General features: G+C 62.3%; 25 protein-coding genes, 2 tRNA genes and 2 riboswitches. Of the genes, 9 read left to right on the forward strand and 18 right to left on the reverse strand.

Annotated features, from left to right (window positions below):
• Nucleotides 1-374: 374 nt before the first annotated feature.
• From B2P87_RS05840 to B2P87_RS05850, 3 genes are all read right to left on the reverse strand, one after another.
• On the reverse strand, nt 375-569 hold the full coding sequence (locus B2P87_RS05840) for a hypothetical protein (RefSeq protein ID WP_141891747.1): 195 nt from the start codon (nt 567-569) through the stop codon (nt 375-377).
• Nucleotides 566-1,597 carry an SDH family Clp fold serine proteinase gene (locus tag B2P87_RS05845; protein ID WP_286852230.1) on the reverse strand — a complete coding sequence of 344 codons (1,032 nt, stop codon included), beginning with the start codon at nt 1,595-1,597 and terminating at the stop codon, nt 566-568. The genes B2P87_RS05840 and B2P87_RS05845 overlap by 4 nt, the downstream gene beginning before the upstream one ends.
• A 280-nt stretch (nt 1,598-1,877) precedes the next feature.
• Nucleotides 1,878-1,954 (reverse strand) — tRNA-Arg (locus tag B2P87_RS05850).
• Nucleotides 1,955-2,099: 145 nt separating this feature from the next.
• Here B2P87_RS05850 and B2P87_RS05855 point away from each other — a divergent pair.
• Both B2P87_RS05855 and B2P87_RS05860 read left to right on the forward strand, forming a co-directional pair.
• Complete coding sequence (locus tag B2P87_RS05855) at nt 2,100-3,125, forward strand: LacI family DNA-binding transcriptional regulator (RefSeq protein WP_008555117.1); 1,026 nt, start codon at nt 2,100-2,102, stop codon at nt 3,123-3,125.
• Complete coding sequence (locus tag B2P87_RS05860; protein WP_141891745.1) at nt 3,125-4,327, forward strand: winged helix-turn-helix domain-containing protein; 1,203 nt, start codon at nt 3,125-3,127, stop codon at nt 4,325-4,327. The genes B2P87_RS05855 and B2P87_RS05860 overlap by 1 nt, the downstream gene beginning before the upstream one ends.
• Nucleotides 4,328-4,333: 6 nt before the next feature.
• Here B2P87_RS05860 and B2P87_RS05865 read toward each other — a convergent pair whose 3' ends face one another.
• The 7 genes from B2P87_RS05865 to B2P87_RS05895 all read right to left on the reverse strand — a co-directional run bounded on the left by B2P87_RS05865 (nt 4,334) and on the right by B2P87_RS05895 (nt 9,824).
• Complete coding sequence (locus B2P87_RS05865) at nt 4,334-4,762, reverse strand: acyl-CoA thioesterase (RefSeq protein ID WP_141891744.1); 429 nt, start codon at nt 4,760-4,762, stop codon at nt 4,334-4,336.
• Between the two features lie 87 nt (nt 4,763-4,849).
• A complete protein-coding gene (locus B2P87_RS05870) occupies nt 4,850-5,026 on the reverse strand; it encodes a hypothetical protein (protein WP_167510273.1) in 177 nt (58 codons plus the stop codon).
• 150 nt (nt 5,027-5,176) lie between these two features.
• Nucleotides 5,177-6,682 (reverse strand): TRAP transporter large permease, encoded by a 1,506-nt coding sequence (locus tag B2P87_RS05875; protein WP_141891743.1) that lies wholly within the window; start codon nt 6,680-6,682, stop codon nt 5,177-5,179.
• Nucleotides 6,679-7,260: a TRAP transporter small permease gene (locus tag B2P87_RS05880; RefSeq protein ID WP_141891741.1), complete on the reverse strand. Its 582-nt coding sequence runs from the start codon at nt 7,258-7,260 to the stop codon at nt 6,679-6,681. Before B2P87_RS05880 ends, B2P87_RS05875 begins: the two co-directional genes overlap by 4 nt.
• Nucleotides 7,261-7,341: 81 nt before the next feature.
• Nucleotides 7,342-8,385 (reverse strand): TRAP transporter substrate-binding protein, encoded by a 1,044-nt coding sequence (locus B2P87_RS05885; RefSeq protein WP_058287457.1) that lies wholly within the window; start codon nt 8,383-8,385, stop codon nt 7,342-7,344.
• Nucleotides 8,386-8,708: 323 nt separating this feature from the next.
• Entirely contained in the window at nt 8,709-9,407 is a 699-nt protein-coding gene (locus B2P87_RS05890; protein WP_141891740.1) for a fumarylacetoacetate hydrolase family protein, read from the reverse strand.
• A 341-nt stretch (nt 9,408-9,748) separates the two neighbouring features.
• Nucleotides 9,749-9,824 (reverse strand) — tRNA-Lys (locus B2P87_RS05895).
• Between the two features lie 187 nt (nt 9,825-10,011).
• Here B2P87_RS05895 and dapF point away from each other — a divergent pair.
• The 3 genes from dapF (at nt 10,012) to B2P87_RS05910 (ending at nt 12,743) form a co-directional block, all read left to right on the forward strand.
• On the forward strand, nt 10,012-10,854 hold the full coding sequence (gene dapF / locus B2P87_RS05900; protein WP_141892131.1) for a diaminopimelate epimerase: 843 nt from the start codon (nt 10,012-10,014) through the stop codon (nt 10,852-10,854).
• Complete coding sequence (gene mtaB, locus B2P87_RS05905) at nt 10,851-12,113, forward strand: tRNA (N(6)-L-threonylcarbamoyladenosine(37)-C(2))-methylthiotransferase MtaB (RefSeq protein WP_141891739.1); 1,263 nt, start codon at nt 10,851-10,853, stop codon at nt 12,111-12,113. Before dapF ends, mtaB begins: the two co-directional genes overlap by 4 nt.
• Before the next feature lie 192 nt (nt 12,114-12,305).
• Nucleotides 12,306-12,743, forward strand: coding sequence for a glyoxalase superfamily protein (locus B2P87_RS05910; protein WP_058287453.1), 438 nt, complete (start codon nt 12,306-12,308; stop codon nt 12,741-12,743).
• Between the two features lie 120 nt (nt 12,744-12,863).
• Here the strand turns inward: B2P87_RS05910 and B2P87_RS05915 are convergent, their stop codons facing one another.
• The 4 genes from B2P87_RS05915 to B2P87_RS05930 form a co-directional block, all read right to left on the reverse strand.
• Nucleotides 12,864-13,652 (reverse strand): cytochrome c1, encoded by a 789-nt coding sequence (locus B2P87_RS05915; RefSeq protein WP_141891738.1) that lies wholly within the window; start codon nt 13,650-13,652, stop codon nt 12,864-12,866.
• 19 nt (nt 13,653-13,671) lie between these two features.
• Nucleotides 13,672-15,006, reverse strand: coding sequence for a cytochrome b (gene petB, locus B2P87_RS05920; RefSeq protein WP_141891737.1), 1,335 nt, complete (start codon nt 15,004-15,006; stop codon nt 13,672-13,674).
• A gap of 12 nt (nt 15,007-15,018) precedes the next feature.
• Entirely contained in the window at nt 15,019-15,579 is a 561-nt protein-coding gene (petA, locus tag B2P87_RS05925; RefSeq protein WP_058287451.1) for a ubiquinol-cytochrome c reductase iron-sulfur subunit, read from the reverse strand.
• Between the two features lie 212 nt (nt 15,580-15,791).
• Nucleotides 15,792-16,394, reverse strand: coding sequence for a glutathione S-transferase (locus B2P87_RS05930; protein ID WP_141891736.1), 603 nt, complete (start codon nt 16,392-16,394; stop codon nt 15,792-15,794).
• Nucleotides 16,395-16,508: 114 nt separating this feature from the next.
• Here B2P87_RS05930 and B2P87_RS05935 point away from each other — a divergent pair, with 114 nt between their 5' ends.
• Both B2P87_RS05935 and B2P87_RS05940 read left to right on the forward strand, forming a co-directional pair.
• The gene (locus B2P87_RS05935; RefSeq protein ID WP_141891735.1) at nt 16,509-16,805 is read left to right on the forward strand and encodes an antibiotic biosynthesis monooxygenase family protein; all 297 of its coding nucleotides are present in this window, start codon (nt 16,509-16,511) and stop codon (nt 16,803-16,805) included.
• A 51-nt stretch (nt 16,806-16,856) separates the two neighbouring features.
• Nucleotides 16,857-17,005: riboswitch (FMN riboswitch) on the forward strand.
• Nucleotides 17,006-17,084: 79 nt separating this feature from the next.
• Nucleotides 17,085-17,522 carry a 6,7-dimethyl-8-ribityllumazine synthase gene (locus B2P87_RS05940; RefSeq protein ID WP_141891734.1) on the forward strand — a complete coding sequence of 146 codons (438 nt, stop codon included), beginning with the start codon at nt 17,085-17,087 and terminating at the stop codon, nt 17,520-17,522.
• A 166-nt stretch (nt 17,523-17,688) separates the two neighbouring features.
• Here B2P87_RS05940 and B2P87_RS05945 read toward each other — a convergent pair whose 3' ends face one another.
• Genes B2P87_RS05945 through thiB form a run of 3 tightly spaced genes read right to left on the reverse strand, consistent with a single transcriptional unit; the run spans nt 17,689 to nt 20,883 of the window.
• Complete coding sequence (locus B2P87_RS05945) at nt 17,689-18,387, reverse strand: ATP-binding cassette domain-containing protein (RefSeq protein ID WP_141891733.1); 699 nt, start codon at nt 18,385-18,387, stop codon at nt 17,689-17,691.
• A complete protein-coding gene (locus B2P87_RS05950; protein WP_141891731.1) occupies nt 18,374-19,930 on the reverse strand; it encodes a thiamine/thiamine pyrophosphate ABC transporter permease ThiP in 1,557 nt (518 codons plus the stop codon). The genes B2P87_RS05945 and B2P87_RS05950 overlap by 14 nt, the downstream gene beginning before the upstream one ends.
• Nucleotides 19,906-20,883 (reverse strand): thiamine ABC transporter substrate binding subunit, encoded by a 978-nt coding sequence (gene thiB, locus B2P87_RS05955; RefSeq protein WP_141891729.1) that lies wholly within the window; start codon nt 20,881-20,883, stop codon nt 19,906-19,908. Before thiB ends, B2P87_RS05950 begins: the two co-directional genes overlap by 25 nt.
• Nucleotides 20,884-20,915: 32 nt before the next feature.
• Nucleotides 20,916-21,007, reverse strand: a riboswitch (TPP riboswitch).
• A 233-nt stretch (nt 21,008-21,240) separates the two neighbouring features.
• Here thiB and aroC point away from each other — a divergent pair.
• A complete protein-coding gene (aroC, locus tag B2P87_RS05960; RefSeq protein WP_141891728.1) occupies nt 21,241-22,341 on the forward strand; it encodes a chorismate synthase in 1,101 nt (366 codons plus the stop codon).
• Nucleotides 22,342-22,415: 74 nt separating this feature from the next.
• Here aroC and B2P87_RS05965 read toward each other — a convergent pair whose 3' ends face one another.
• Nucleotides 22,416-22,832, reverse strand: a complete 417-nt coding sequence (locus B2P87_RS05965; protein ID WP_058287444.1) for a MerR family transcriptional regulator — start codon at nt 22,830-22,832, stop codon at nt 22,416-22,418.
• A gap of 73 nt (nt 22,833-22,905) precedes the next feature.
• Between B2P87_RS05965 and B2P87_RS05970 the strand changes: the two genes are divergently transcribed.
• Nucleotides 22,906-23,544, forward strand: coding sequence for a cation transporter (locus tag B2P87_RS05970; RefSeq protein WP_058287443.1), 639 nt, complete (start codon nt 22,906-22,908; stop codon nt 23,542-23,544).
• Nucleotides 23,545-23,604: the final 60 nt, after the last annotated feature.

Genomic DNA, 23,604 nt, shown 5'->3' on the forward strand with positions numbered 1-23,604 from the left:
GGACCAGCGGGGGGCAGGTCATTGTCATTCCGAACAAGCGGAGGGGAGCGCGCCTTTCGAGCGAAGTGCAGGGATCGACAAAACACCGACGATCCAGGAAACCAAGACAGGGTCATTCTGAGATGGGTAGAGGGAGCAACCACCCAAGTAGCAAGGTAGCAACAATAATTTCAGGCCCACCATTGCCCGCCCTTAGCGGTCATGTCCTGAACCGTTGCTCAATCTTTAGCGCTTGTTTGGCACCATCTGAGCGTGCGACCGGATAGGATTTGCCATCAACAGTCTGCGCACTCCGGCAGCGCTAAAAAACATCTTGCCCAGAAAATACAAAGGCAGGCCAAAGCCTGCCTTGAAGTGTTTTGCTGTAGGAAACGTCAAACAGGCGAGATTTGCGTGAAGTCGATCTCTTCAACCGGGACCACAATTGTTCCTTGATCAAACAATATCGCGCTGCGCATATATTCTGCAAAAGTGTCCGTGCGTGCGGTCGTTGTTGTGAAGGAAAGTTCCGCTGCAGAACTTTCTCTCTCGATGAAGCTGACATCTGATGTTTGCATTAAATAATTCACGGTTGATCCTCCCTTTTCCACCCTTCAAACAGCCGATTGTCCTGAAAGCCAATCGCAGGTGGTGCGCCATTTTGCGGCACTTGCACCTTCTGCAGGACACCCTCGGTGATGAATTGATGGCTTCCGCCTTCTACCGTTTCAATCAATCCACGCCGCACCCGGTAGTGCACAGCCGGGTGGTTTGCAAGCTCTACGTCCGGGGCAAACCGATCTCGTAGTTTCAGTGTTGCACTGACATTCTTATATAGATTTCTTAATATCGCGTAAAATTCTTCGCTCGGTTTCTCAATTTTGAGACCAAGCAACTCTGCCTCGCGGCGGTTGATTGTGTGGTCATGGCTTCCACTTTCACTGCAGAGGAAGTCGATGATTTGTTCTTTCTTCTGGCCTTCAATCTCCTGATGAACCAGGAGCTTCGTCGCCAGATCTCGTATCTGTGTTCTGGTCCTGAAAATTTGCCCCAAGACCAATGGATGAATCTGGGACGACAGGTGCGTCAAAACGGTTGCAAGACTGTTGGAGTCTTCCACACCAAGCTGCTTTGCCACATCCAGATATCCCTGAACTGCCTCCACGCTCACTGGGGCCCTTTGCGGCGGGTTGGTCCCTGGCACATGCGGATTCATAGGGTTGTTCACGCTTGGATCAATTGGCCCAAGTGTGGATTGTTTTGACATCACGATCCGGTTTGCGCCAAGGCACATCAGCGTGCCAGCACTAAGCGCCTTGACCAAAACGATGATTTCCAGCTCCTCACAAAACGTTCGGAGCAGATTGATCAATCTCCAGGCTGTCGCTGTGTTCCCGCCGGTTGTGTAGAGAACTACAGTGATTTTTTGTGCAGGCCAAAGCTCATCCAAATGCTCAACAAAAATGTCATCAACATCCGGGCCGATTTGGGTTTCCATCGCAGGCCGGTCACTGGTGACATACAGCAACACCTTGGAATCTCTTGCTGCTGCTATCTGTGATAAAATCTCTCTACGCTCTTCGTGGGCGCTTTCAGTTTGAGAAACTGGAAGTGCCACGGGCTGTTGGGCCCCTCCGATGTTCTGCTGGTTCAATTTTTTGCCTCTATGCCGTCTCGTGCTCACCCATAAATTGAATCAGACTGGTGTCTATAGCAAGAGTCTTCGGCAAGGCGACGCCGCGTTTCCCACATCAGCGGCAAAAATCGCAAGTTTTGAACGTGTAAGACGCGATTTCACGCCTTCTCAAGAGCCGACCCAAATAGGAAGTTTCGTTCCGGGTATCGTTCCGGATAAGCCCATCTAAACGGCGTGATTTCCTTTAAGATACTGATTTTAATGGCGACCCCGGCAGGATTCGAACCTGCAACCTGCCCCTTAGGAGGGGGCTGCTCTATCCAGTTGAGCCACGGGGCCGCGTCTTTCCGCGATAGCAAATCCGTCCTGCGATCACAATGGGATCGGCACAGCCCAAAGCCGTTTTGCCGCGCGCAGTTTCCATTGTGCAGCAAGTGATGTCTGCGCTAACGTCAAAGGCAGACATAACAAGAGGCTCAGGAACGTGACCACGGACAGCAAGCGCCCGCTTACCCTTCGCGATGTATCCGAAGCAACCGGTGTTTCCGAAATGACTGTAAGCCGGGTTCTGCGCAACCGCGGCGACGTGTCGGAGAAGACGCGCACTAAGGTGCTGAGCGCCGCAAAGGAACTGGGCTATGTGCCCAACAAGATTGCGGGCGCGCTGGCCTCGAACCGGGTGAACCTGGTGGCTGTGATCATCCCGTCACTGTCCAACATGGTGTTCCCGGAGGTGATGACCGGCATCAACCAAGTGCTGGAGAACACCGAGCTGCAGCCGGTTGTCGGCGTCACTGACTATCAGCCCGAAAAAGAGGAAAAAGTGCTGTACGAGATGCTCTCGTGGCGCCCCTCCGGCGTGATCATCGCGGGGCTGGAGCATACCGAAGCCGCCCGTGCCATGCTGAGCAGCGCCGGTATCCCGGTGGTGGAGATCATGGATACCGACGGCAAGCCGGTGGACGCGATGGTTGGCATCTCTCACCGCCGTGCAGGGCGCGAGATGGCAAAGGCGATCCTGAAGGCAGGCTACCGCCATATCGGCTTCATGGGCACCAAGATGCCGCTCGACCACCGCGCCCGCAAACGCTTCGAAGGCTTCACCGAGGCGCTGGCCAAGGAGGGCGTGGAGATCGAGGACCGCGAGTTCTATTCCGGCGGCTCAGCCCTGGCCAAGGGGCGCGAGATGACCCAGGCCATGCTGGAGCGCTCGCCCGAGCTGGATTTTCTCTATTATTCCAACGACATGATCGGAGCAGGCGGCTTGCTTTATCTGCTGGATCAGGGCATCGACGTGCCTGGCCAGATCGGCCTCGCCGGTTTCAACGGCGTGGAGCTGCTGCAAGGCCTGCCCCGCAAGCTCGCCACCATGGATGCCTGCCGCCTGGAAATCGGCCGCAAGGCGGCTGAGATCATCGCCGCACAGCTGGAAGACCCCGACGCCGAAATCGAAACCCAGATCACGCTGACCCCCACGATCTCTTATGGCGACACGCTGAAACGGCGCTGATGGCGCTGCAACGGCTTGGCAACCACAGTGCGCGGCGGCTGTTTCTGGACCGCCACGCGCTGCTGGAGCAGCCCGCAGGCCCGGCCAAAGGGGCTGATCTGCTGGAGCTGATCCAGCGGCTGGGGTTCGTGCAGCTCGACAGCATCAACACGGTTGCGCGCGCCCATGACGTAATCCTCTATTCCCGCCGGCCGGGTTACCGGGCGCAGAACCTCAAACGGCTCTACGAACGGGACCGCGGGCTGTTTGAGCATTGGACCCATGACGCCGCGATGATCCCGATGGCGTTTTACCCTCAGTGGCATCTAAGGTTCCGGCGCGACACCGAGCTGCTGCGCAAACGCTGGCGCAACTGGCGGCGCGACGGTTTCGAGGCGCAATTTGAAACCGTCCTGAACCACGTCCGCGACCACGGGCCCGTCAGCTCTTCCGACCTCGGCAAGGGCGAGAAAAAGAGCTCTGGAGGCTGGTGGGACTGGCATCCGTCCAAAACCGCGCTGGAATACCTCTGGCGCTCCGGAGCGCTGACGGTGGTGGGTCGCGAGGGGTTCCAGAAACGCTATGACCTGACAGAACGGGTGATTGAGGAGCATCTGCGCCCCACTGCCCATTGCGATGAGGCGGCGACGGTGAACTGGCTGTGCTCTGCCGCTTTGGACCGCCTGGGCTTTGCCACATCGGGAGAGCTGGCCGCCTTCTGGGACACTGCCTCTCCGGCGGAAGCCAAGGCCTGGTGTGCGCAGCAGTTGCGCCAGGGCGGGCTTGAGGAGATCTGCGTCGAGCAGGCCGATGGCAGTTTGCGCAAGGTGTTCAGCCGTCCTGGCACTGTCGGAGAAGCCGGGGAACTGGGGCCGGCACCTGGCCGGATGCGGGTGCTCAGCCCGTTCGACCCCGCACTGCGCGACCGCAAACGGGCCGAGCGGCTGTTCGGCTTCCACTACCGGATCGAGGTTTTCACCCCCGCCCCCAAACGGCAATACGGCTACTACGTCTTCCCTCTTCTGGAGGGCGACCGCCTTGCGGGCCGCATCGACATGAAAGCGGACCGGGACGCAGACCTGCTGCGCGTGACCGCTGTCTGGCCGGAAAGCGATATGAAATGGCCGCGGTCCCGCACACGGCGGCTGGAGGCCGAGCTGGACCGGGTGGCGCGGTTTGCAGGCGTCAGCAGAGTGGTTTTCGCTGATGGCTGGCTGCGCTGAGCAGCGTCATTCCGGCCGCAGCTGCGCCTCGATCACGGCACGGTAGTCGCCGGGTGCCGGTTTGGCCGTGAAGGTGTCGGGCGCGATGAAGACGCAGACGAATTTGCCTTCGAAACACAGAACGCCGTCCTGCCGCGCATTGACCCGGAAAGTCACCGACTTGCTGCCCAAAGCCGCCGGCCAGACCTCGCACATCAGCCGGTGCCGGGGCGTGACCGGAGACCGGAAGTCGATGCTCATGTGCACAAACGGCGTGCCGGTGCCCCGGTCCAGTTCCATCTGGTACCAGCCGTCACCGTCCAGGTGATGCTCCCACCAGGCGTCGATCGCTTCCAGCGCAAAGGCAGGCAGCCGTCCGGTATAGGCAATCCGCGCCGGGTCGCAGTCGCCCCAGCCGACGCGGATTTCGTGAACGAAAGTGTTTTGCCCTGCCATGTTATGCCGCCCCGACCGTTTCTGCAGGCGCATCCTACCGGCGCGGGTTTGAGATAGTAAACGGCAAAGGCCGCCGGCACCGCTGCGTCACGAACCGCCGCGCTTGCGGCTCAGGACCAGATCCGGGAGCACCAGCGCATCAATCAGCGCCTCGCACAATCCAACGCAGTTGGTGCAGCCCAGACAGGGTCCTTGCAGCCCCGAAACCTTGGCGGACAGCGCCTTGACCCTCGGCGCGTCGGATTTGCTGCGGCTGATGGGCATGGCTGGTCTCCCCTGTGTGTGGTGACGGACAGGATCAGCGGACCCCAAAAGGTGAGTCTGGTCAATCCAGACCGGTGTCACAAAATATTTCCATCTTGAGACCGGCTGGCCGCAGACCCTCCCCCGCGCGAGACGGGAGAGGGCAACGCTTTACTGCATCAGCATCAGCGGCAGCAGCGTGATGATCGGGAAGGCCACCAGGATGACCACCCGGATCAGGTCGGAGGCGACAAAGAACATGACCGCCTTATAGGTGTCGATCATCTTGGTCTTGCGGTCCATCGCGTTGATGATGAACAGGTTCATGCCAACCGGCGGGGTGATCAGGCCAACCTCCACCACGATCAGCACCAGCACACCGAACCAGATCGCGACATATTCCGCCTCAATCCGGTTCACCCGGCCTTCGGTCACCCGGATGCCCAGTTCCTTCATTTGCTCCCGGGTCAGTTCAGCCCCGGTGGCAATTGCATCCTGTATCGAGGCAAGCATCTCTGCCCCCATCCCCTCAGGGACACCGGCCTTCAGCACCTCCATCGCGGCATCCGCCTGCATCGCGGGCAGCGACAGCAAGCCAAAGTCCATGGCAGAGATCACCGGGAAGAAGATCGGGATCGTCAGCAGGATCATCGACAGCGAATCCATCAGGCAGCCGAACACCAGATAGAAGGCAAGGATCAGCGCCAGAACCATCCAGGGGCTGAGACCCTGGCTCACGACGAAGTCGGCCAGCTCCTGCGGCACCTTGGTCAGCGCCAGGAAGCCGTTGTAGAATCCCGCACCCAGCACAATGAAAAAGATCATCGCGGTGGAGCGCGCCGTCACCAGGAAGCTGTCGGCAAGCGTATCGCGGGTCAGCCCGCCATTGGTCCAGGCAATAAACCCGGTGCCAAAGGCCCCCACGGCCGCGCCCTCGGTCGGGGTGAACCAGCCCAGGTAAATACCGCCGACAACAAGGCCGAACACCAGCAGCACCGGCCAGACATGGAACAGCGCGGCAAAACGGTCGCGCATCGGAACCGGCGGGCGGGTGCCCGCGCTTTCCGGGAACAGGCGCACATAAATGGAAATCGCAACCACATAACCTAGTGCCGCCAGCAGGCCCGGGATGAAGGCCGACAGAAACAGCTTGGCGATGTTCTGTTCCGTCAGGATCGCATAGATCACCAGCACCACCGAAGGCGGGATCAGAATGCCCAGCGTGCCGCCGGCTGCCAGTGTGGCGGTGGAAAAGCCGCCGGCATAGCCGTATTGCTTCAGCTCGGGCAGCGCCACCCGGCCCATGGTGGCTGCGGTCGCCAGAGACGAGCCGCAGATCGCGCCAAAGCCGGCACAGGCGCCGATGGCCGCCATCGCGACACCGCCCTTGCGGTGGCCCAAAAACCCTTCAGCCGCTTTGAACAGCGCAGTGGACATGCCGCCCAGCGTTGCAAAGTGCCCCATCAGCAGGAACATCGGCACTATGGTCAGCGAATAGGAGGAGAAGGTGGTATAGGTCTCGCTTTTCAGCCGCCCGAAGGCGACCTGGGTGCCATCCGTGACCCAGATCAGCCCGCCAAGGCCGACCAGAAACATCGAAAGCCCGATCGGAACCCGCAGAAAGATCAGCAGCATCAGAACCGGGAAGGAGGCGATGCCAATTTCAAGAGCCGTCACTGTTCACCCTCCACGCCGTCCCAGACCAGGATCCGGCCGGTAAAAAATTCGATGGTGCGGATTGCACCCATGTAGATGCCCACGATGGCTGCCACGACGGCCGCCACCAGGCTGATGGCGTAGGCCCACCAAACCGGAAACTCGAGCAGGAAGGAGGTTTCGCCATTGGTGTATTTACCGGCAAGCCCTGCCCCCAGCCGCCAGGCAATCAGAACCAGCACCGCGGCGAAGACCACTTCGGTAACCATCCGCAGAAACCGCTTCACGCCGCGCGGGAAGGCATCGGCCACCACATCAACCGACGCATGGCCAGCAGTGATCTGACACAATGGCAGGAAGGCGAAGATGGCAAACGCCACCCCGGCCTCGACCAGTTCAAAGTCGCCGTTCACTGGCCCGACCCAGCCCGTCATCCAATTTGAAAACCCTGGCGCGATCCGCTCCATCAAATCGCCATGGAAGAAACCGTTGAGCAGGCGCCCAGCGATCGAAACACATGTCAGAATGATCAGAAGAGTGAGGACCGCACCGCCCAGGTAGGCCATTGATTTGGCCAGCCGCATCATGAGCTTGTGCATGGTTAAGTTGCCTTGTTCCGGTGTGCAAAGGGCCGCAGTGCCAATGCCGCGCGGCCCTTCACTTTTATCAATACAAACGCCTTACTGGTACTGCGGCGTGTATTTCTCGATCAGCGCGCTGGCTTCTTCGATCAGGGCAGCGCCATCGAGGCCCTTTTCCTTCATGTCAGCGATCCACTGGTCATAGATCGGCTGCGCGCGTTCACGCCAGACCGCGGTTTGCTCTTCGTCGAGGGTGATCACGTTGTTGCCCAGATCCAGCGCCATCTCGCGCGAGGGGCCGTCGGAATCCGCCTGGGTGCCGCCGGCAAAGACCGAGAATTCCAGGCCGGAGTTGTCGTCGATGGCCTTTTTCAGGTCATCCGGCAGGCTCTCATACTTTTCTTTGTTCATCGCCAGAACGAAGGTCAGGGTATATAGCGCCTTGCCAGTGAACTCGGTGTGGTTTTCCACCAGTTCCGGAACCTTCAGCGCCGCGGTGACTTCCCACGGAATGGTGGTGCCGTCGATCACGCCCTTGGACAGGCCTTCCGGAATCGCCGGAACCGGCATCCCGACCGGGGTCGCGCCCAGCTCGGTCAGCAGCGCGTTGACCGAACGCCCGCCGCCGCGGATCTTCATGCCTTCCAGGTCTTCCGGCGTTTCCACCGGATCGGCGGTATGAATCATGCCCGGCCCATGCACCCAGGTGCCCAGGATTTTCACATCCTTGAACTCGGTGTCTTTCATGTGCTTGTCGAACATTTCCCAATAGGCGTGCGACACGGCCCGCGCATTGGTCATCATGAACGGAAGCTCGAACACCTCGGTCGAGGGGTAGCGGCCCGGGGTATAGCCCACCACGGTCCAGACGATATCCGCGACGCCGTCAATGGCCTGGTCCATCAGCTCTGGCGGCTTGCCGCCCAGCTGCATCGACGGAAAGCGATCAACCTTGATGCGCCCGCCAGAGGATTCCTCGACGTTGTCCGCCCAGACATCCAGGATCAGTTTCGGCACGTTTGCCTGCGCCGGCAAGAACTGGTGAAGTTTCAGCGTCACCTCCTGCGCAAATGCCGGTGCCGCGCAGAATGCCGCGACAGCTGCCGCGCCAACGGCGCCCAGTAGCTTTCTCCGAGTGGTCATATCGTCCTCCCTTTGACCTCATCCCTTACCGGATTCCCGCCTTCGCAACTTTGCTGCGGAATCCAGCGTTTATCTTTCCGTTTCTGCCGTCAGAGCCCCGCCGAAGGTTCGTTTAACGAACCGGCTGCCTCTCTGCTATTAGGTGCGTTTGTAACCATCAACAGCAGATTATGCATTTTCTACTCATGAAATCCGCCTGCTGACTTTTGTCCCAGGCAGATTTTCCGCTTGATATGTTACGAAGCCCCCCGCAATCACATTCAAATTGATACATATTGAAGCCAGCGCAAAGCAACAATAAACATCCGCTCGCCCGCCTTGCGTCATTCCGCAGCAGTCAAGGACAGCTCCACCGGCGCCAGCCCGTCAATTCCGCCATGCATCCGGTCGCCGCTTTGCACCGGCCCGACACCGGCAGGCGTACCGGTCAGAATCAGGTCTCCAGGCCGCAAGTGGTAAAAGCCGGACAGATGGCAGATGATCTCCTTCACGGACCAGATCATCTCATCCAGCGTGGCGTCCTGCCGGATCTCCCCGTTCACCTCCAGCCAGATCCGCTGCTTTTCCGGCCCGCCCCAGTCCGCCGCCCGGGTCAGCGGCGCCAGGACCGTGCCGTTCTCCAGATCCTTGCCCAGATCCCAGGGCCGCTGCTTTTGCCGCTCGCGGATCTGCAGATCCCGCCGGGTCATATCCAGCGCACAGCCGTAGCCAAAGATCGCTTGCCGTGCTTCCTCGGCAGAGGCCCGGAACACCGGTGCGCCGATGGCCACGGCCAACTCCATCTCATGATGAAAGTTCCCGGTGCCCGGCGGATAGGGCACTTCTGCACCTGACAACACCGCATTGGCGGCCGCCTTGGTGAAATAGAACGGCGCCTCCCGGTCCACTTCATTGCCCATCTCAGCGGCGTGGGCCGCATAGTTGCGTCCGACACAAAACACCCGCCCTACAGGATAGCCCGCAGCTTCCCCGGCAACCGGAATCACCGGCGTCTCCGGCAGTGCAAACAGAACCTCACCCATCTGAAAATCCTTTTGGAATAGCCTTCCACCTAGTCAGACCTCCAAACAACGGACCTGTAAACCCTGCTTTCTGCTTCTAAAGATTTGAAATTCCTGATCCATGCGCTTACCGGCGGCGCCTTTGCCGCGTTTCCGCAGGAAGTCTTGGAACCTTGCGCCGGGCTGTTCACCAGCACAGCAAGCGACTGGAAGTGTTAAACACAGGCACACGGAATTTTGCCCCAAAGGCAGGAGAGGTTTGGCAACTCCCCCGACACGCTCTTCCCCTCGCCTGGACGGTCGAGAGAATCCCCGAAGGGGATCAACATCTTACTTGTTTTCAGCGGTGTTTTGGGAGGAAGTGGTGAGCCGTGCAGGATTCGAACCTGCGACCCACTGATTAAAAGTCAGTTGCTCTACCAACTGAGCTAACGGCCCACTTCTTCGTCGCGGTCTAAGTGTTTTTTCCAAAAGGTTCAAGCACTTATTTCGCTTCGGAACTGCTTGGCAGCGTGTGTCTCACTGTCCCGATAGGCGGCGTATCTAGGGGGAGTAGCGCGGGGGGTCAACCCCTTTTTTCAACTTTTCTAACCGAAGGCTGGATTCATCTTTGCGCCGGGTCTATATGCCCGCCATGAGCACCTCCGCAGATACCGCACTCCCCTTCATGAAGATGCACGGGCTGGGCAACGACTTTGTCGTTGTCGACGCGCGCGCGCAGGACATTGCCATCACCCCGGCAATGGCCAGGGGAATCGCCCACCGCCAGTTCGGCGTCGGGTTCGACCAGCTGACCGTCATTACAAGCGGCAAGGGCGATGCGCATCTGACCTTCTACAACGCCGACGGTTCCACCTCCGGCGCCTGCGGCAATGCCACCCGCTGCATTGCCCGCCATCTGATTCTTGAAACCGGCAAACCGGAGCTGCACCTGACCACGGACCGCGGCGACCTCTATGCCCGCGACGCCGGCAACGGGCTCACCGCCGTCAACATGGGGGCGCCGCAGCTGGACTGGCAGGACATTCCCCTGGCCGAGAAAGTTGACACGCTGGAATTGCCAATTGAGGGCGGCCCCACGGCAACCGGCATGGGCAACCCCCATTGCACCTTCTTTGTCGAGGACGCCGAAATTATCCCCTTGGAGGAATTCGGCCCCCGTTATGAGCACCACCCGCTCTACCCTCAGCGCACCAATGTGCAGGTTGCCCAGGTGACCGGCCCCGACCGCATCCGCATGCGCGTGTGGGAGCGCGGTGTGGGGGTGACTCTGGCTTCCGGCTCCTCCTCCTGCGCGACAGCCGTTGCGGCCGCCCGCCGCGGGCTGACGGGTCGCAAGGTGCAGATCGACCTCGATGGCGGCACCCTGTGGATCGACTGGGCAGAGGACGGCGTCTGGATGACCGGCCCGACCATGCATGTGTTCGACGGCACCTTCACCCGTGAATTCCTGGAGTCACTGGCATGAGCGTGCCCAAGTTCACCACCCTTGGCTGCCGCCTGAACGCCTATGAGACCGAGGCGATGAAGGAGCTGAGCCAGCAGGCGGGCCTGGAGAACGCCGTGGTGGTGAACACCTGCGCGGTGACGGCGGAGGCCGTGCGCAAGGCGCGCCAGGAGATCCGCCGCTTGCGCCGGGAAAATCCGGAGGCGCCGATCATCGTGACCGGCTGCGCCGCCCAGACAGAGCCGGAAACCTTTGCCGCGATGGAAGAGGTCACCCGCGTCATCGGCAACACCGAAAAGATGCAGGCCGAAACCTGGCAGCAGATCGCCAAGGGGCCGGATTTCATTGGCACCACGGAAAAGGTCCAGGTCGACGACATCATGTCGGTGACCGAAACCGCAGGCCATCTGATCGACGGTTTCGGCACCCGTTCCCGCGCCTATGTGCAGGTCCAGAACGGCTGCGACCACCGCTGCACCTTCTGCATCATCCCCTACGGCCGCGGCAACTCCCGATCGGTCCCTGCTGGCGTGGTGATCGACCAGATCAAGCGGCTGGTGGACAGGGGCTACAACGAGGTGGTTCTGACGGGCGTGGACCTCACCTCCTGGGGCGCCGATCTGCCCGCACAGCCGCTCCTGGGCGACCTTGTGATGCGGATCCTGAAACTGGTGCCGGACCTGCCGCGCCTGCGCATCTCCTCCATCGATTCGATCGAGGCGGACGAGAACCTGATGCAGGCCATCGCCACCGAGCCGCGGCTGATGCCGCACCTGCATCTGTCGCTGCAACACGGCGACGACCTGATCCTGAAACGCATGGCCCGCCGCCACCTGCGCGACGACGCCATCGCGTTTTGCGAGGAAGCCCGCCGCCTGCGCCCGGAGATGACCTTTGGCGCCGATATCATCGCGGGCTTCCCGACCGAATCCGACGCCCATTTCGAGAACTCGCTGAAGCTGGTCACCGACTGCGGCCTGACCTGGCTGCACGTCTTCCCCTATTCCAAGCGCGAAGGCACCCCGGCCGCCAGAATCCCGAACCAGGTGAACGGCAATGTGATCAAGGAGCGCGCCGCCCGCCTGCGTGCGGCCGGCGATGCGCAAGTGGAGCGCCACCTGGCTGCGCAGATCGGCAAGACCCACCGCATCCTGATGGAAAACCCGCATATGGGCCGCACCGAGCAGTTCACCGAGGTGACATTTGCCGCACCGCAGGAAGAAGGCCGGATCGTCACGGCCGAGATTACCGGTGTGGCAGGCAACCAGCTGGTGGCTTGAGGCTGCGGGGAATTGCCTTCCTCCGAATTTCCCGCTAAATCTCACATCACAGGTCCCGGATACCTGCCGCTCGCGGCCTCTGGCCATGGTGAAATTCGGACAAGGTTTATCCTGACGCCTGGGTGCACGCCCGGACAGCAACGCGAGCCCTGTCTGCAACGGCATATGCACCCTTTTGCGAAAGGTATATCCATGCAGACTAACTCTGCCCTGCCCCCCGTGCCGCAGCTCAAGGCCGAAGCACGGCTGTTGCGCAAGCATTCCGTGGCCCAGGGCCAGCCCATCAGCCACAGCACCGCCCTGGAGCGGATCGCCCACTACTACGGCTTCCGCGACTGGAACACGCTCAGCGCCCGCGCCTCGAACGCGCCGGAACTGCGGGTGGGGATGCGGGTCGAGGGGCGCTATCTCGGCCAGCCCTTCACCGGCTATGTTCACGGGCTGGCGGCCTGCGGCAGTAGCGGCCACCGGCGGATCACACTGCACTTCGACACGCCGGTGGACGTGGTTCAGTTCGACAGCTTCTCGTCCTGGCGCCAGCGGGTGTCGGCGGTCATCAATGCAGACGACCGCTCGCCGCAGAGAACCTCCAACGGGCTGCCGCATCTGACGGTCAGCCCGCTGGCCTGAGCCGCGCTGCTTTTTTCTGGCCCGAAGTCTCCCCGGGGCGCTTTCCCCCTTGGAAACGGAAAACCCCCGCAAGCGGCGCTTGCGGGGGTTTGATGCTTCACACAGTCAGCGGAACTGAACTCAGTCCTTGCCTTTGACCGGCGCCCACAGCTTCTTGTTGGTCAGGTACAGCAGCACCGACAGCACGGTCAGGAACAGCACGCCGACAAAACCGGCTTGCTTGCGGGCCATCATCTTGGGCTCGGCAGTCCACATCAGGAAAGCCGCGACGTCCTGCGACATGGCCTCCACGTCATTGGCGTGACCGTCGGCAAATTCCACCTGCTCATCCGACAGCGGCGGCGCCATCGAGATCCAGCCGCCCGGGAAGGCGGTGTTTTCATAGAAGGTGGTGCCTGCTTCTTCCTTCGTCTCGCCAGTGTATCCAGCCAGCAGCGAGGCAATGTATTCGGCACCGCCCATGCCTTTGAACAGCTGGTTCAGGCCCAGGCCGTAGGGGCCATGGAAGCCCGCACGCGCCTTGGCCATCATGCTGAGGTCCGGGGCGCCAGCGTTGTTGTTCTCCGGGAAGTTGTCGACCGGCTTGGCCGGGCGGTCTTCGTCCAGTGCCGGATCGTAGACGCTGAAGTTGTCAGCTGCGTAGGCGCGCACCTGATCTTCGGGCATCTGCGGGCCGCCTTCGTCCGACAGGGTGCGGATCGGCACCAGCTTCAGACCGTGGCAGGCTGCGCAGACTTCGGTGTAGACCTGCAGGCCGCGCTGCAGCTGGTTGCGGTCATAGGTGCCGAACGGCCCCTCGAACGAGAAGTCGTAGTCGGTGATGTGCTGCTCGCCGCCGCCTGCTGCGAAAGACGCAGCAGGGATCAGGGCCAGAGCGAAGGCGGCACCGGTTGCCAGTTTCTTGAACATTGCTAGGTGTTCCTTCTTCTTACTCGGCAGGAGTGGCTTCAGCAGAAGATTTCTTGCCGTAGTGGGCCTCGAAATCCTCTTCGATGGTCGCCGGTTGCGGCAGCGGCTTCTCGATCACGCCCAGCAGCGGCAGGATCACGAAGAAGTAGCCGAACCAATAGGCCGATGCGATCAGCGAGAACGACGCATAGGGCTCTTCCGCCGGCATCGCGCCCAGCCACATCAGGGCAAAGAAGTCGATCACCAGCAGCGCGAACCACCACTTGAACATCGGGCGGTAGCGGCCCGAACGGACGCGCGAGGTGTCCAGCCAGGGCGCCAGGGCCATCGCCAGGATCGCGCCGAACATGGCGATCACGCCAAAGAACTTCGCATCCACGATGCCGCCGGTGATGAAGGAGGCAAACTGCACGACCCAGACTTCGGAGGTGAAGGCACGCAGGATCGCGTAGAACGGCAGGAAGTACCATTCCGGAACGATGTGCGCGGGCGTCACCAGCGGGTTGGCTTCGATGTAGTTGTCCGGGTGGCCCAGGTAGTTCGGCATGAAGCCGACAATTGCCCAGAAAATCACCAGCACAACGGCCAGGCCCAGGAAGTCCTTGATCACGAAGTACGGCCAGAACGGCAGGGTGTCTTTCTTGGCTTCTTCCTTGGACCCCTTGCGGACATCAACGCCGGTGGGGTTGTTGTTGCCAGTGGTGTGGAAGGCCCAGATGTGCACGATCACCAGCGCCGCAATCACGAACGGCAGCAGGTAGTGCAGCGAGAAGAAGCGGTTCAGGGTGGCGTTGTCCACCGCCGGCCCGCCCAGGAGCCAGGTCTGGATCGGTTCGCCGATGAAGGGGATGGCGCCGAACAGGCCGGTGATCACGGTGGCGCCCCAGAAGGACATCTGGCCCCACGGCAGCACGTAGCCCATGAAGGCGGTGCCCATCATCATCAGGTAGATCAGCATGCCGACGATCCAGGTGATCTCGCGGGGCGCCTTGTAGGAGCCATAGTACAGGCCGCGGAAGATGTGGATGTAGACGGCAACAAAGAACAGCGAGGCGCCGTTCATGTGAAGGTAGCGCAGCATATGGCCGCCGTTCACGTTGCGCATGATGTGCTCAACGGATGCAAAGGCCATGTCGACATGCGGGGTGTAATGCATCACCAGGACGATGCCGGTGACGATCTGCAGCGCCAGGCAGAAGGCCAGGACGATGCCCCAGATCCACCACCAGTTCAGGTTCTTGGGGGTGGGGATCATGATGGTGTCATAGATCAGGCCGACGATGGGCAGGCGGCTGTGCAGCCACTTCTCTGCGCCTGTCTTCGGCTCGTAATGGTCGTGGGGAATACCGGACATGAGCGCGTTTCCTTATCCCAGCTTGATGGTGGTGGCGTCGGTGAACTCGGCCAGCGGAATGTGCAGGTTCTCAGGCGCCGGGCCTTTGCGGATCCGGCCGGCGGTGTCGTAGTGCGACCCGTGGCACGGGCAGAACCAGCCGTTGAATTCGCCTGCGCCGTCACCCAGCGGCACACAGCCCAGGTGGGTGCAGACACCCATCATCACCAGCCATTCGCCGGTTTCGTCCAGGGTACGGTTCGCGTCAGCCGCGTCGGTGCCCGGCTTGTTGGCGTTTTCCGACCGCGGGTCGATCAGCTCGGACAGCTCCACTTCGCGGGCCGCCTCGATCTCTTCCTGGGTGCGGCGGCGGATGAACACCGGCTTGCCCAGGAACATGACCGAAATCTGCGTGCCAACTTCCACGCCGCTGACATCGACCAGGATCGAGGACAGCGCTTTCACGTCGGCGGAGGGGTTCATCTGGTTGACCAGGGGCCATACGGCGGCACCCGCGGTCACTGCCCCGGCGCCGGCAGTGGCGTAGTAGAGGAAATCTCTCCGGGTTCCTTCGTGGTCTTCTGCGTGGGACACGAGGTTTTCTCCAATTCCAGCGCCCGTTTAGGGCAAACATGCGCATGCACCGCGATTGCTCGCAGTGACTCTGGCGCGTGTCTAGCGGGGAGAGAGCCGTTCGTCCAGCGGTCATGGGCGCGCAGAAAGCCGCAGACGGCAATTCTGTCACGCCTGGGTGACAGTGCCGCACCCATATCGTTGCGGCACCAGTCCGTTTCAAGAGGCCGGGGTCAAGCCGCCGGCGGTTTTGTCGCTTGCATCGACGGGCGCGATTCGAATGTCTCGAACCACTCCGCCAGCGCCTCGTTGCCCTGACGCCAGTTTGTGTCCGGGTGGCGGAAGTTCACATAGGCCAGCGCACAGGCCACCGCGATCTGACCGATATCCAGCGGCCCCCGCAGATGACTCATCCAGCGCGCATTCAGTGCCGCGCAGCCGCCCAGCACCTTGTCCCGCTGCGCATTCAGCCAGCCGTCCCACTGCTTGTCCTCCGGGCGCAGCCGTTTCTCGTAGGACATCAGCACCGCCGCATCCATGATCCCGTCGGCGGTCGCCTCCAGCACCTTGCTGTCCCAGCCGCGGCTGTACAGCTTGCCGCCGGCGCGCTCATCCAGATAGGCGCAGATCACCCTGCTGTCATAGAGAGCCGGCCCGTCATTGCGCTCCAGTGCCGGGATCTTGGCCAGCGGATTGCTGGCCTTCACATCCGGACTGGGGCTGAGCGGGGTTGTTGTGACATCCAGGATTTCGACATCCTGCAATTGCCCGGTTTCACGCAGCAGCACCACAACCTTGCGGGCAAAAGGGGATGCTTGGGAATAAGTGAGTTTCATCAGAAATATCCTCCGCTGTTTGGCCGCAGCCTACTGCAAGCGGGCCTGAGGGAAAGGGGCAATCACCGCACTGTGCTAAACTGGTCCAGTGTAACACGTGACAGGAGGCCTCCAATGATCATGCGGATATTCCAGGTCGTCATCCGGCCCGGCAAGGAAGCCGAGTTCAGCAAGTTCTTTCATGAAACCGCGATCCCGCTGATGAAAGGCACCGACGGAATCGTCTCTGTCCTGCCTGGCGCACCGCGCTCCGAGACTCCGCGGGAGTTCAGCTTTGTGATGGTCTGGAAGGATCTGGCCTCGCTCAAGACTTTTGCGGGTGAGGATTACACCAGTCCGCACATCGACCCGGCTGAGGCCGAACTGGTCGAGTCACGCACCATCAAGCACTACAACTTGGTCGAGACCTGACCCCGTTCCGCAATTCCCGCTTGCAGGCATCTCCGCTGCTTGCCAAAGTCTCGCCGTTCTCAGGGCGGGGCGGAATTCCCCACCGGCGGTAAGCGGCCAGTCCCGCAAGCCCGCGAGCGGCTTCCATGGTTTTGGGAGTGTCAGCAGATCTGGTGCAACTCCAGAGCCGACGGTCACAGTCCGGATGGAAGAGAACGTGCAGAAGGGCGGCGCCAGGCGTGCGCCCGTCTGTTCGTGATCGCCTTGGGTGACGTGTCAGAACCACAAGGAGATTACCACATGACACACACCCGCTATGCCTTCATCAAGGCGCAATGGCACGCTGACATTGTCGACCGGGCGCTGGAGGGCTTCCTGCAGCTGATCCCGGCAGAGCAGGTCGACGTGTTCGACGTGCCCGGCGCCTTTGAAATGCCGCTGCTGGCGCAGGAGCTGGCAAAGACCGGAAAATACGCCGCCGTGGCCTGCGCCGCCTTCGTGGTGGATGGCGGCATCTACCGGCATGATTTTGTGGCTCAGGCCGTGGTGGACGGGCTGATGCGTGCAAGCATGGACACCGGGGTGCCGGTGCTGTCGGTCTCGCTGACCCCGCACCACTACCAGGAGACGGAGCACCACAACGCGATCTACCGCGCTCACTTCGTGGAGAAGGGGCGCGAGGCTGCCAATGCTGCGCTGATGATCACCAAAACGCGGGAGGCGGCACTGGCTGCATAAATCTGCTTTTTACAGTGCCTTACACAACTGACTGGCCCGCCGCGCAGGCGGCGGGCAACCGTCCTCACTCCACAATTCTCAATTTAACCATATATTAATAAAGGATGTTTCGCAGCGAAACCCCTTTTCATTTACACCCCGTCGCAGGCCGTTCCCGGCAGCGGGGTCAGGCCGTTCCCAAATACGCCTGCAAGGCCGGCGGCGGGTTGTCCAGCAGCTCCGCCGTCGCCTGCGGCGGGTGCGCCGTGCCCTCCGCCACCAGCACCACCTGATCCGCGATCCGGCGGGCGTCATTGGGATCATGGCTGACCATCAGCACTGTCGCGCCACTTTCCCGCGCAAGGTCTGAGACCAGATCCAGCATCTCTGCCTTCAGCGCTGGACCAAGCGCGGCAAAGGGTTCATCCAGCAGCAGGATATCGCGCCCCTGCACCAGCACCCGCGCCAGCGCCACCCGGCTTTGCTGCCCGCCCGACAGCGCCGCAGGCTTGCGCGTGCCCACGCCACCCAGGCCGACCCGCTCCAGCGCCGCCCCGACCTGGCTCCACTCCGCCTCGCTCAACCGCAGGTTCGCATGCAGCCCCAGCGCCACATTTTGCGCCACGGTCAGATGCGGAAACAGGTTGCCGTCCTGAAACAGCATCGCCACCGGCCGCTTGCCCGGCGGCGTGCCGGTCAGGTCCGCGCCGTTCCACGAGATACGCCCGCGGGTAACGGGCAGAAAACCCGCCACCGCCTCCACCAGCGTTGATTTGCCGGCGCCAGAAGGCCCGATCACCGCGACGCAGGCGCCGGCTGCGATCTCCAGATCCGCTTCTACCGCATAATCGCCGTTCATGATCCGGCAGTTCTCAAGCCTCAGCATGCCAGCGCCCCCCGCGGTCCAAAATCCAGAATGCCCCCATCGACAGCATCAGCAACAGCAGCGCCGCGCCGGCCGCCGCCTCCATCCGGTAGGCCCCCATCAGCCGGTAGATCTGCAAAGGGAGCGTTGCAAAATCCGGGTCGGCAAACAGCGCCACCACACCGAGGTCGCCCATCGACAGCGCCGCCGCCAATCCCGCGGCAAACCCGGTCTGCGCCCGCATCCGCGGCAGGTAGACCCGGCGCACAAAGGCCCAGCCCTGCATGTCCAGCGACAGCGACAGGCGGCCATACCGCCCCAGCACCTCCCGCGCCCGCGGGACCAGAATGCGCATGGCAAAAGGCAGCGCCATCACCGCATTGACCAGCGCCGTCACCGGCAGCGCCAGCGCAAAGGGGTCAGCGATGGGATAGATCAGAATGAACAGCCCGGTGCCGATCACCAGCGGCGAGGCCGCGAGACCCAAAATACCCGACAGCTCGGTCAGACCAGCACGCCCGGCAGCCGCGGCGGCGGCCATCGGCAAGGCCAGCCCCAGCAGGATCACGGTGCTGAGCGCGGCAACCAGAACGGAGTTTCCCGCCGCCTGCCAGACGGACGCTTTCAGCGACAGAACACCCGGCAGGCCTGCCAGCACGATAGCCGCCAGCGGCAGCAGCAGGAACGCGGCGGACAGGACAATCCAAAAGCCATCCAAGCTGCGCGCCAGGGCGCTCTGCCCGTCCCAGCGCCGCACCGCAAGGTCAAGGCCGGCACCAAAGCCTTCGCCCGCCGACACCCGCAGCGCCACCAGCGCGGCGGCACCAGTCAGCAGCAGCTGCAACCCAGACAAGAGCGCCGCGCGGCCCAGGTCGAAATCAAACCGGAAAGCCTGATAGATGGCGAGCTCGATAGTCGTTGCCTTTGGGCCTCCACCCAGGGTTAGCGCCACCGCAAAGCTGGACAGGCAAATGGCAAACACCACCGCCAGCGCACCGGGCGCCACCCGCCGCAGCATCGGGCCTTCCAAGAGCCGCCACATCGCCAGCGGCCCGGCGTCCAGCTGTGCTGCCAAGCGGAAGCGTTCGGCAGGGATCTCCTGCCAGCCCTGCAGGATCAGCCGGGTCGCCAGCGGCAGGTTGAAGAAGACATGCGCCAGCACCACCCCGTGCAGCCCGTAAATCTGCACAGGGTCCAAACCGAATATCCCCAGCAGGCTGCTCAGCCAGCCAGCCCGGCCAAACACCGCCAGCAGGCCAAGGATGGCCACAATGACAGGCAGGATGAAAGGCGCGCCCAACAGCGCAATCAGCAGGCTCCGCCCCGGAAACCGCCGCCGCGCCAGTGCGCGGGCGGCGGGGATGGCGAGGCCAACACTCAAAAGCGCCGACAGGCCCGCCTGGGTCAGCGTGAACCGCAGCGCGGCCCAGTCGCTGGCACCAAAGCCCGTGCCTGATTCAGCCCTCAGGGCAACAGCCCCAAGGGTTCCCAGAATCAGCGCAGCCACCAAAAGGGCCGCGCCGATCCCGGGCAGGGCGCTTACTGGCTGAGCGCGTCCAGCCATTCGCCCAGCGCCGCATCGCGCACCTCTGCGGCTTCCGTCTCGCTCAGCAGCAGCGATTTCTCCGGCGCGATCAGGGTATCAAAGCCTTCGGGCAGGCCGCCCGCGGGCGTCACCGCCGGATACATCCAGTTGGTGGTCGGGATGATCGACTGGAAGGCATCCGACACCATGAAGGCCAGGAACTGATCGGCCAGCTCCGGCTGGTCGCTGTTTGCCAGTTTGCCGGCAACTTCCACCTGCATGTAATGGCCCTCGTCAAAGGCCGCCGCCGCCTTGGAGCCGTCTTCCTCCGCGATCAGGTGATAGGCGGGCGAGGTGGTGTAGGAGAGCACCATATCAGCCTCGCCTTCCAGGAACATGCCATAGGCCTCGGACCAGCCCTTGGTCACAGTCACCACGTTGTCAGAGAGGCCCTTCCAGATTTCCGGCGCCTCGTCGCCATAGGCGGCCTTGACCCACAACAGCAGGCCCAGACCCGGAGTCGAGGAGCGCGGGTCCTGGATCACGATCTTCATGTCGCTGGCGGCCAGCGCCTTGAAATCCGCAGGCGCCGCCGCATCGGCGTTATGCACAAAGGCGAAGTAGCCCCAGTCATAGGGCACAAAGGTCGCGTCGCTCCACTCGACCGGCAGCGCATAATCGGCGCTGACCGAATGCTCCGCAAACAGGCCGGTTTCCTTGGCCGCCGCGGTCAGGTTGGTGTCGAGCCCCAGCACCACATCAGCGTCGGAGCGTTCGCCCTCCAGCTTCACCCGTGCCAGCAGCGCCGCGCCGTCGCCAGCGCCAACCAGTTTCAGGTCGCAGCCGCAGACCTCTTCAAACGCCTTTTCCACCACCGGGCCGGGACCCCAGTCGGAGACAAAGCTGTCGTAGGTGTAAACGGTGAGTTCGGGCGTTTCGGCAAAAGCGGCCGAGGCGCCAAGCAGTCCCGCTGCAAATGCAAGATGTTTCATGCCATCCTCCTTTGCGGCTTTGGGCAAGGGTGGAGGCTGTCCAGTACCTTCCCTCCGCCGGTGTGATCCGGTTCAGGTTCAACGGGTGTCATCTCAGCGCCGCAGCGCACCCCGAGGTGGCGCGGACCTTAGGCCCGGAGCGCAGCAATGACAAGCCAAAGCCCGGCCAGGACCTATGCTTCAGGCAAACTGGACCGCTGCCAGCGCCGGCCCCCAGTTCTTCTGGCAGGAAATATCCCGGGGGAGCCGCCGCAGGCGGCGGGGGCAGCGCCCCCTTGCCCCGTTTGCCGCAGAGAAACCCTCTTGAGACACAGGCCCCTGCCCGCTAAGCACGTCCCGCAAAGGAGACCGCGCCTCATGTCGATGAACAGCTTTGGACACCTCTTCCGCGTCACCACCTGGGGCGAAAGCCACGGGCCCGCGCTTGGCGCCACCGTCGACGGCTGCCCGCCGAATGTGCCGCTGGAGCCGGAAATGCTGCAGCAGTGGCTCGACAAGCGCCGCCCCGGCCAGAACAAGAACACCACCCAGCGCAATGAGCCGGACGCGGTGAAGATCCTGTCCGGCGTGTTCGACGGCATGACCACCGGCACGCCCGTACAGCTGATGATCGAAAACACCGACCAGCGGTCCAAGGATTACGGCGAGATTTCCCAGACCTTCCGTCCGGGCCATGCCGACATCACCTATTTCCAGAAATACGGCAACCGCGACTACCGCGGCGGCGGCCGCTCCTCGGCGCGCGAGACCGCGGCGCGGGTTGCCGCGGGCGGTGTTGCACGTGAAGCAATCAAGGCGCTGGTGCCGGGGCTGGAGATCAAGGGCTACATGACCCAAATGGGCGCGCTGGAGATCGACCGCAGCCGCTTTGACTGGGACGCGATCGAGCAGAATGATTTCTGGATCCCCGATGCCGGCGCAGTGCAGGAGTGGGAAGACTACCTGCAGGCGCTGCGCAAGGCACATGACTCGGTTGGCGCGGTGGTGGAGGTGGTCGCCCGCGGCGTCCCCGCAGGCATCGGCGCGCCGGTTTATGGCAAGCTGGACACTGATCTGGCCGCCGCGATGATGTCAATCAACGCGGTCAAAGGCGTCGAGATCGGCGAAGGCATGAACGCCGCCCGCCTCAAGGGCTCGGAAAACGCCGATGAGATTTTCATGGGCGCCAAAGGTCCGGAGTATTCCTCCAACCACGCCGGCGGCATCCTGGGCGGGATCTCCACCGGGCAGGACGTGGTGGTGCGGTTTGCGGTGAAGCCGACCTCTTCGATCCTCACCCCGCGCAAGTCGATCCGCAAGGATGGCTCCGCCACCGAGGTGATCACCAAGGGCCGCCACGACCCCTGCGTCGGCATCCGCGCGGTGCCGGTGGCCGAGGCGATGATGGCCTGCGTGATCCTGGACCACCTGCTGCTGCACCGCGGCCAGATCGGTGAAAACCAGGGCCATATCGGCTGAATATCAGACCCTAAGAAGGGCTTAGTCCTATTTCCAAGGGTGAAGCGTGCTGTGGCAGCTTCGCCCTTGGCCGTTCAGGAATGCTCGCCTTCACATTGCCCGTGATCCCCCAGCGCCGCCAGCACCTTGCATTCGCCGCCCTGCCCGTGGCCGCACAGATGGGTGATGCGCTCCAGCTCTCCTGCCAGCTGCTCCAGCCGGGAAATCCGCGCGCGCACTGCGCTCAGCTGGGCCTCGGCGATCCGGTGAACTTCTGAGCAATCCTCGCCCAGCTGCCCCTCAATCGACATCATCACCTTGATGTCCTCCAGCGGGAACCCGAGGTCGCGCGCATGTTTGATGAAACCCAGCGCATCCATCCCGTCCTGACCGTAGCGGCGCTGGTTGCCGGCATTGCGGCCCGGCGGCGGCAGCAGCCCGATCTCCTCGTAATAGCGGATGGTGGGCACCTTCACGCCGGTGGCCTTGGACAGCTGGCCAATGGAAAACATTTGCAAAACCTCTTGAAGCTCTAGTGACTAGAGGCCCTACATTGATCCCGAATCGGAAATGAGGACAAGAGCAATGGCAGGCTGCTGCAATCACGACGCAAAATTCGACGGGGTCTCAGACGACTACAAACGCAGGCTGTGGGTGGTGATCGCCATCAATGCCGGCATGTTCGCGGTGGAAATGGGCGCGGGCCAGCTGTCCGGCAGCCAGGCGCTGAAGGCGGACGCGCTGGACTTTCTGGGCGACGCGCTGACCTATGGCATTTCGCTGGCGGTGATCGGAGCGACCTTGCGCACCCGGGCGCTGGCGGCGCTCGGCAAGGGTATCAGCCTGCTGCTGATGGGGCTGTGGGTGTTCGGCTCCACCGTCTATCAGGTGTTTTACGTCGGCGTGCCGCAGGCGCAGATCATGGGACTGATCGGTTTCATGGCGCTGGCGGCGAACCTGATCTCGGTGCTGCTGCTGGCCCGTTACAAGGACGGAGACGCCAATGTGCGCTCGGTCTGGCTGTGCTCGCGCAATGACGCGATTGGCAATGTGGCGGTGATGATTGCAGCACTTGGCGTCTGGGGCACCGCGACAGGCTGGCCTGACCTGATCGTGGCCGGCATCATGGGCGGTCTGTTCCTGAACTCCGCCTTTCAGATCCTGGCGCAGGCGGTGCGGGAATGGCGCCAGGAAGAGGCGCACGCGGCGGCTCATACACACTAAGACCTGAGGGCTGTGCCTGCCTGGGCGGGCGCAGCCCGGCCTCTCGGCCGGGTGGAGCAA

The organism is Leisingera sp. UBA4491 (assembly GCF_002388965.1).
Taxonomy (GTDB): domain Bacteria; phylum Pseudomonadota; class Alphaproteobacteria; order Rhodobacterales; family Rhodobacteraceae; genus Leisingera; species Leisingera aquaemixtae.

Coding starts and splice junctions, on each gene's coding strand:
- B2P87_RS05860 (WP_141891745.1), top strand. CDS start 3,125: ATGGCGCTGCAACGGCTTGGCAACCACAGTGCGCGGCGGCTGTTTCTG.
- B2P87_RS05865 (WP_141891744.1), bottom strand. CDS start 4,762: ATGGCAGGGCAAAACACTTTCGTTCACGAAATCCGCGTCGGCTGGGGC.
- B2P87_RS05870 (WP_167510273.1), bottom strand. CDS start 5,026: ATGCCCATCAGCCGCAGCAAATCCGACGCGCCGAGGGTCAAGGCGCTG.
- B2P87_RS05880 (WP_141891741.1), bottom strand. CDS start 7,260: ATGCACAAGCTCATGATGCGGCTGGCCAAATCAATGGCCTACCTGGGC.
- B2P87_RS05885 (WP_058287457.1), bottom strand. CDS start 8,385: ATGACCACTCGGAGAAAGCTACTGGGCGCCGTTGGCGCGGCAGCTGTC.
- B2P87_RS05890 (WP_141891740.1), bottom strand. CDS start 9,407: ATGGGTGAGGTTCTGTTTGCACTGCCGGAGACGCCGGTGATTCCGGTT.
- dapF (WP_141892131.1), top strand. CDS start 10,012: ATGCCCGCCATGAGCACCTCCGCAGATACCGCACTCCCCTTCATGAAG.
- mtaB (WP_141891739.1), top strand. CDS start 10,851: ATGAGCGTGCCCAAGTTCACCACCCTTGGCTGCCGCCTGAACGCCTAT.
- B2P87_RS05910 (WP_058287453.1), top strand. CDS start 12,306: ATGCAGACTAACTCTGCCCTGCCCCCCGTGCCGCAGCTCAAGGCCGAA.
- B2P87_RS05915 (WP_141891738.1), bottom strand. CDS start 13,652: ATGTTCAAGAAACTGGCAACCGGTGCCGCCTTCGCTCTGGCCCTGATC.
- petB (WP_141891737.1), bottom strand. CDS start 15,006: ATGTCCGGTATTCCCCACGACCATTACGAGCCGAAGACAGGCGCAGAG.
- B2P87_RS05930 (WP_141891736.1), bottom strand. CDS start 16,394: ATGAAACTCACTTATTCCCAAGCATCCCCTTTTGCCCGCAAGGTTGTG.
- B2P87_RS05935 (WP_141891735.1), top strand. CDS start 16,509: ATGATCATGCGGATATTCCAGGTCGTCATCCGGCCCGGCAAGGAAGCC.
- B2P87_RS05940 (WP_141891734.1), top strand. CDS start 17,085: ATGACACACACCCGCTATGCCTTCATCAAGGCGCAATGGCACGCTGAC.
- B2P87_RS05945 (WP_141891733.1), bottom strand. CDS start 18,387: ATGCTGAGGCTTGAGAACTGCCGGATCATGAACGGCGATTATGCGGTA.
- B2P87_RS05950 (WP_141891731.1), bottom strand. CDS start 19,930: ATGGCTGGACGCGCTCAGCCAGTAAGCGCCCTGCCCGGGATCGGCGCG.
- thiB (WP_141891729.1), bottom strand. CDS start 20,883: ATGAAACATCTTGCATTTGCAGCGGGACTGCTTGGCGCCTCGGCCGCT.
- aroC (WP_141891728.1), top strand. CDS start 21,241: ATGTCGATGAACAGCTTTGGACACCTCTTCCGCGTCACCACCTGGGGC.
- B2P87_RS05965 (WP_058287444.1), bottom strand. CDS start 22,832: ATGTTTTCCATTGGCCAGCTGTCCAAGGCCACCGGCGTGAAGGTGCCC.
- B2P87_RS05970 (WP_058287443.1), top strand. CDS start 22,906: ATGGCAGGCTGCTGCAATCACGACGCAAAATTCGACGGGGTCTCAGAC.